5 protein-coding genes and 1 pseudogene are annotated in these 5,675 nt (G+C 72.0%); 1 reads left to right on the top strand and 5 read right to left on the bottom strand.

Annotation, left to right across the window (positions count from 1 at the left end):
- Positions 1-177: 177 nt before the first annotated feature.
- The 3 genes from PLL68_RS02575 to truA form a co-directional block, all read right to left on the bottom strand.
- Complete coding sequence (locus tag PLL68_RS02575; RefSeq protein WP_324531366.1) at positions 178-1,872, bottom strand: ABC-F family ATP-binding cassette domain-containing protein; 1,695 nt, start codon at positions 1,870-1,872, stop codon at positions 178-180.
- Positions 1,873-1,946: 74 nt separating this feature from the next.
- Positions 1,947-2,465, bottom strand: coding sequence for a hypothetical protein (locus PLL68_RS02570; protein WP_324531364.1), 519 nt, complete (start codon positions 2,463-2,465; stop codon positions 1,947-1,949).
- Complete coding sequence (gene truA / locus PLL68_RS02565; RefSeq protein WP_324531411.1) at positions 2,455-3,321, bottom strand: tRNA pseudouridine(38-40) synthase TruA; 867 nt, start codon at positions 3,319-3,321, stop codon at positions 2,455-2,457. The genes PLL68_RS02570 and truA overlap by 11 nt, the downstream gene beginning before the upstream one ends.
- A gap of 68 nt (positions 3,322-3,389) precedes the next feature.
- On the opposite strand from truA, the gene PLL68_RS02560 reads away from it, so the two are divergent.
- Positions 3,390-4,607 (top strand): MFS transporter, encoded by a 1,218-nt coding sequence (locus tag PLL68_RS02560; RefSeq protein WP_324531362.1) that lies wholly within the window; start codon positions 3,390-3,392, stop codon positions 4,605-4,607.
- A 91-nt stretch (positions 4,608-4,698) separates the two neighbouring features.
- On the opposite strand, the gene rplQ is transcribed toward PLL68_RS02560, so the two are convergent.
- Positions 4,699-5,451 carry a 50S ribosomal protein L17, sunset domain variant gene (gene rplQ / locus PLL68_RS02555; RefSeq protein WP_324531360.1) on the bottom strand — a complete coding sequence of 251 codons (753 nt, stop codon included), beginning with the start codon at positions 5,449-5,451 and terminating at the stop codon, positions 4,699-4,701.
- Positions 5,452-5,489: 38 nt separating this feature from the next.
- Positions 5,490-5,675: pseudogene (locus PLL68_RS02550) on the bottom strand (DNA-directed RNA polymerase subunit alpha); the annotation flags it as partial.

The following is a 5,675-nucleotide window of genomic DNA, read 5'->3' as shown; positions in this document are numbered from 1 at the left end:
GGCAGCCCGTGCACCACGGCACCCGGGGCGTAGATCGCGAGGTACCCGTCGAGGTCTCCGCGGTTGAGGGCGTTGACCGCGTCGAGCGTGCGGGCCTTGTTGAGCTGCGCGTCCATACCTGCAGTCTCCCGCTGCCCTGACGAGGCAACAAGGGCGCAGCGGTGTGAGGTCCGCCCCTCAGCGGGCCCGGCCCACCCGCCCCTCGTCCCACACCGGCTCGTCGCTGGCGACCACGCGACCGTCGGACCGGAACACGAGGAACCGGTCGAGCCCGCGTGCGAACCACCGGTCATGGGTCACCGCCAGGACGGTGCCCTCGAACGCGGCGAGCGCGTCCTCCAGGGCCTCGGCCGAGTGCAGGTCGAGGTTGTCGGTCGGCTCGTCGAGCAGCAGCAGGGTCGCCCCCGAGAGCTCGAGCAGCAGGATCTGCAACCGCGCCTGCTGCCCGCCGGACAACGTCTCGAAGGTCTGCTCCGAGGCCTTGGCGAGTCCGTAGCGGTCGAGGGCGCGCGCGGCGACCTCCCGCGGCATCCCGGCTCGGTGCTCGTCCCCACGGTGGAGGATCTCGAGCAGGGTGCGGCCGTGCAGGCTGGCGTGGTCGTGCGTCTGGGCGAACCAGCCGGGGCGCACCCGGGAACCGAGCACCACCCGTCCGGCGTGCTCGACCGGCGCAGGGCGGATGTCACCCACCGGCTCGTGCTCGCGGTCGGGGTCGCTGCCTCCGGCCGCGAGGAGGCGGAGGAAGTGCGACTTCCCCGAGCCGTTGCTCCCCAGCACACCGATGCGTTCGCCGAACCAGATCTCGGCATCGAAGGGCTTCATCAGCTGCCCGCCGTCGACCCGCAGCTCGAGCCCGGTCGCCACCACCGCACGCTTGGCGGTGCGGCCACCGGTGAGGCGCATGGTGACCTTCTGGTGCAGCGGCACCGCCTCGGGCGGCCCGGCATCCTCGAACTTGCGCAGCCTGGTCTCGGCGGCCTGCAGCCGTGAGGCCAGCCCGTCGTTGAACGCGGCCTTCTGCCGGTACATGAGCACGAGGGCCTTGATCTTCGCGTGCTCCTCGTCCCAGCGGCGCAGCAGCTCGTCGAGGCGGTCGTTGCGGTCGGACCGGGCCTGGTCGTAGGTCGAGAACCGCCCGGGGTGGACCCACACGGTGTTGCCGCCGTGGCTGGGCTCCAGGGTCACGATCCGCGTCGCCACCCGGTCGAGCAGCTCACGGTCGTGGCTGACGAACAACACGGTCTTCGGCGACTCGATGAGGCGTTCCTCGAGCCAGCGCTTGGCCGGGACGTCGAGGTAGTTGTCCGGCTCGTCGAGCACGAGCACCTCCTCGGGACCCCGCAGCAACGACTCGAGCACGAGCCGCTTCTGCTCGCCCCCGGACAGGGTGGAGACCTTGCGCCACTGGGCTCGCTCGAACGGGGTGCCGATGGCCGCCACGGTGCACACGTCCCAGTGGGTCTCCCACTCGTAGCCACCGACATCACCCCAGTCGGCGAGCGCCTGCGCGTACGCGAGCTGGTCGGTCTCGGAGTCCCGTTCCATCATCATCAGCTCGGTGCGGTCGATCTCGGCGGCCGCGAGGCGAACCGCCTCAGGAGCCACCGACACGAGCAGGTCACGCACCGTGGTGTCGTCGCGCACCTTGCCGATGAACTGCCGCATGACCCCGAGACCACCGCTGCGCGTCACGGCCCCGTCGGATGCCGTGAGGTCGCCGGCGAGGATGCGCAGCAAGGTGGTCTTCCCGGTGCCGTTCGGGCCGACCAGGGCGACCTTGGCCCCCTCCCCCACCCGGAAGGTGACGTCACGCAGCAGTTCTCGCCCGTCGGGGAGGGCGAAGCACACGGAGTTGACATCGAGATGGCCCACGAGGGTCCAGTGTCCACGACCGAGGCCGCGACCTCACCCGAGTTTCGCCAGCACGCGGATGGGGACCGGCAGGGTCAGTGCAACAACGTCTTCAGTGCGATGAAGAAGACACCGAACATGCCGGCCACGATCGCCGAGACGATGCGTTCCCCCGTCGACAGCCGACCGTGGCGCCCGACGGCCCACCCGGCGACGCAGAGCAGGGCGGTGCTGCAGATCAGGGCGGCGAGCACTGCGGTGAACAGCTCCGACCCGAGCACCGTGAACACGGCCAGGACGAGCAGCGGCAGGGTGGACGCCGTGACGATCTCCCAGCCGTGGGTCAGCTGGTGGCGCACCGTCGACCAGTTGGGGCGGTGCCCCTCGTGGATGCGCTCGGCCACGATGCGCGCGTACCGCTCAGCGCCCCAATAGACCATGAGCGTGACGAGCACGGCCCCGATGACCTTGCCGGCGGAGTCCGCGTGCGAGGCCGACATGACGGCCGAGCTGACGATGACTCCGTAGATGCCGGCCGCGGTCGACTCCTGGTTGCCCCGGGTGACGTGCACCGCCTCGGGCACCGAGGGAGTCCAGCCGGAGTCAGTGGGCATCGGGGGCTCCTTCGAGCTGTTCCGCGGGCAGTTCTCGACGTGATCGTGCCATGTCGGCGCGGCTGGCGAGGTCGGCATCCGCGGGGTACACCACCTCTTCGAGGGACAGCCCGTGCGCGGGCATCACCCGAACCCGCGGGTCTCGCGCTCCCCCGGCGAGGACGGCGGCGGGCACACCGACGTCGAGCCGACCCTCACCGACGGGCACCACGGCCCCCACGAGCGCCCGCACCATGCTGTGGCAGAAGGCGTCCGCCACCACCGTGCCGGCGATGACTCCGTCGGCGCCGCGCTCCCACCGGTAGTCGAGCAGCGTACGAACCGTGGTCGCCCCCTCCCGGCGCCGACAGAAGGCCGCGAAGTCGTGCAGGCCGAGCAGCGACCCGGCAGCCCGGTCCATGCGCTCCACGTCGAGCGGTCCCCGCACGAGCACGGTGTCGTGCCGCCGCAGCGGGTCCATCCGACCGGCGTCGTCGCACAGCCGGTAGAGGTAGCGGCGGCGTAGCGCGGAGAACCGGGCATCGAAGCCGTCGGGCGCGCGCGTCACGCTCCGGATCCCGATGTCGGGGGGCAGGATGCCGCGCAGCCGGCTCGCGGCGGCCTCCTCCGCAGGGCGGGCGGACCGCCCCCGGACGGCATCCCAGACCTCCTCCTCGACGTCCGCGTGGGCGACCTGACCGCGGGTGTGCACCCCGGCATCCGTGCGTCCGGCGACGACGAGGCGCACCGGTTCGGCGCTGCGCAGGATCGTCGTGAGCGCCTCGGCGAGCGTCCCCTCCACGGTGCGCCGACCGGGCTGGGCCGCCCACCCGGAGAACGCCGTCCCGTCATAGGACAGGTCGATCCGGATCCGCAGGGTCACCGCGCCAGCGTAGTCCGCGCGGCGCCGGGACGGCGGCCCGCCCGCGGTCCACGATGGAGCCCGTGACCGCCCCGCCCACGGACCAGCTCACCACCCGCAGCCACCGTCGCGCCATCGCGGGCGCGTTCGCCGTGCAGGGACTGCTCTTCATCTCGCTCACCCTCCGGCTCCCGCAGCTCAAGGCGCTCTTCGAGCTCTCCGAGCTCGAGCTGGCCGCTCTGATGCTGCTGCTCGTCGTCCTCGCCGGGGTGGGGTCGGTGGCGGCCGAACTGCTCGCCCGCCGCCGCGACAGCGCTTTGGCCCTGCGGGTCGCCCTCGGCCTCGTCGCCGTGGGCGTCGTCGTCATCGGCCAGGCGGCGCGGGGCGACGGGTCGCTGCCGCTGCTCGTCGCGGGCATGGCGGTCTACGGCCTCGGGCTGGGAGCCAACGACGCATCGGCCAACATGCAGGCCGTCGCGGTCGAGCACCACCTCGGGCGGCCGGTCATGCCCTCCTTCCACGCCGCCTGGACCGCGGGCGGGCTCGTGGCCACGCTCGGCGCGATCACCCTGCCCGACGTGAGCATCCCAGCCGGGTCGCTCGCGCTCGCCGTCCTGCCGCTCGCCATCCTTGCCTCGCCCTTCGTCCGGCGCGACCACGGTGCGCCCACGGCCGTGCCCGACCCCGACGCCGTCGGGGTGCGCTGGCGCATCGTGTGGCTCGTGGGCCTGGGCCTCGTGGTCTTCTACGCCGTCGACACGGCGGTCACCGCCTGGGGGCCGATCTACCTCAGCAGCGACGACGTGTTCACCGCCCCACCCACCTCCCCGGCGATGTACGCCCTCGCGACGCTGCCCTACCTCGTCGCGGTCCTGTTGGCCCGGGTCGTCGGGGATGCCGCGACCGCCCGGTTCGGTGCGCCCACCGTCGTGCGCGTGGGGGCTCTCACCGCCTTCCTCGGGCTCGCCGTCGTCGTGTTCGCGCCGGCGTCGTCGTGGCCGGTGGCGGTCCTCGGGTTCTTCGTCGTCGGCCTCGGGGTCGCCGCCATCGCCCCGCTGGCCTTCTCCGCCGCGGCGCGCGTCGCCGGTGAGGGAGCAGACCCCGCACTGCACCGGGCTCGCGTCGACGCCGTGGTCGCCCGCTTCAACCAGTTCAACTACGCGGGCGCCCTCATCGGGTCGGTGCTCACGGGAGCGCTCGGGTCGACCTCGCTGCGGGTGGGCTTCGCCGTGCCGATGGTCCTCGTGCTGGCCCTGGTGCCCCTCGCCCGGCACTTCGCGTCGGTGGGGTCGCTCGACTGACCACCGGGGATGCCGGAACGGCCCCCTCCCGCTGTGGGAGAGGGCCGTTCACGGCATCCGGCGTCACGCGCCGGCTGGTCGATCAGGGCGATCAGGCCTCGTCGACGTCCTGCTTGTCGGCGCCACCGGCCGGCTTGAAGCCAGCGGCCTCAGCGGCGTCGGCGTCCTTGAACCAGAACTCGGCGATCGTCTGGTCGTACCACTGCGAACCCTCGACGTGGTACAGCCCGGAGTCGGCGTTGCCCTTGACGGTGTAGCCGTCGGGGCCGGAGCCGTCCTCGCCTGCAGCCTCTGCGCCCTCGGGGAGGGACACGGCCGCCGCCGACGCGGATGCCGGGGTGTCGGTCGCGTTGTCGTCGAGGGTCAGCTCGGCGACGTCCTCGGCCTTCGCGGAGTCGGCCTTCTTGGCGTCGTCCTTCTTGGCGGAGTCCTTGGCCGCACGCTTGGTGGCAGCCTCTGCCTCCTTGACGGTGGCCTTCTTGGCGACGGGCTCGCGAACGAGCTCGATGACCGCCATGGGGGCGTTGTCACCCTTGCGGGCGCCGATCTTGGTGATGCGGGTGTAGCCGCCGTTGCGCTCGGCCATGTCGGGACCGATCTCGACGAAGAGACGGTGCACGACACCCTTGTCGCGGATGACCGTCATCACCCGGCGACGGGCGTGGAGGTCACCACGCTTGGCGAAGGTGATGAGGCGCTCGGCGAGGGGGCGCAGGCGCTTGGCCTTGGCCTCGGTCGTCGTGATGGAGTCGTGCTCGAAGAGCGAGGTCGCGAGGTTCGCGAGGATGAGCCGCTCGTGAGCGGGACCGCCTCCGAGACGGGGACCCTTGGTGGGGGTGGGCATTGCTGTTCTCCTTGGTCAGTACGCCGGGGAAGGCGTGGTCAGAGCTGCTCGTCCTCGGCGTACGCCGCGTCGTCCTCGCCCTCACCGAAGGTGAAGTCGTCGTACCGGTCGGCGATGAGGCTGGGGTCGAATCCGGGGGGGCTGTCCTTGAGGGCCAGGCCCATGCCGGCGAGCTTGGCCTTGACCTCGTCGATCGACTTCGCACCGAAGTTGCGGATGTCGAG

This window comes from Ornithinibacter sp., assembly GCF_035443565.1.
Lineage (GTDB): Bacteria > Actinomycetota > Actinomycetes > Actinomycetales > Dermatophilaceae > Fodinibacter.
Note: the sequence above shows the minus strand (reverse complement) of the source record. Positions and strands in the feature narration are given on the sequence as shown.

Excerpts from the sequence above, each read along its gene's own strand:
- PLL68_RS02570 (WP_324531364.1), bottom strand. The coding sequence starts at position 2,465 with ATGCCCACTGACTCCGGCTGGACTCCCTCGGTGCCCGAGGCGGTGCAC.
- rplQ (WP_324531360.1), bottom strand. The coding sequence starts at position 5,451 with ATGCCCACCCCCACCAAGGGTCCCCGTCTCGGAGGCGGTCCCGCTCAC.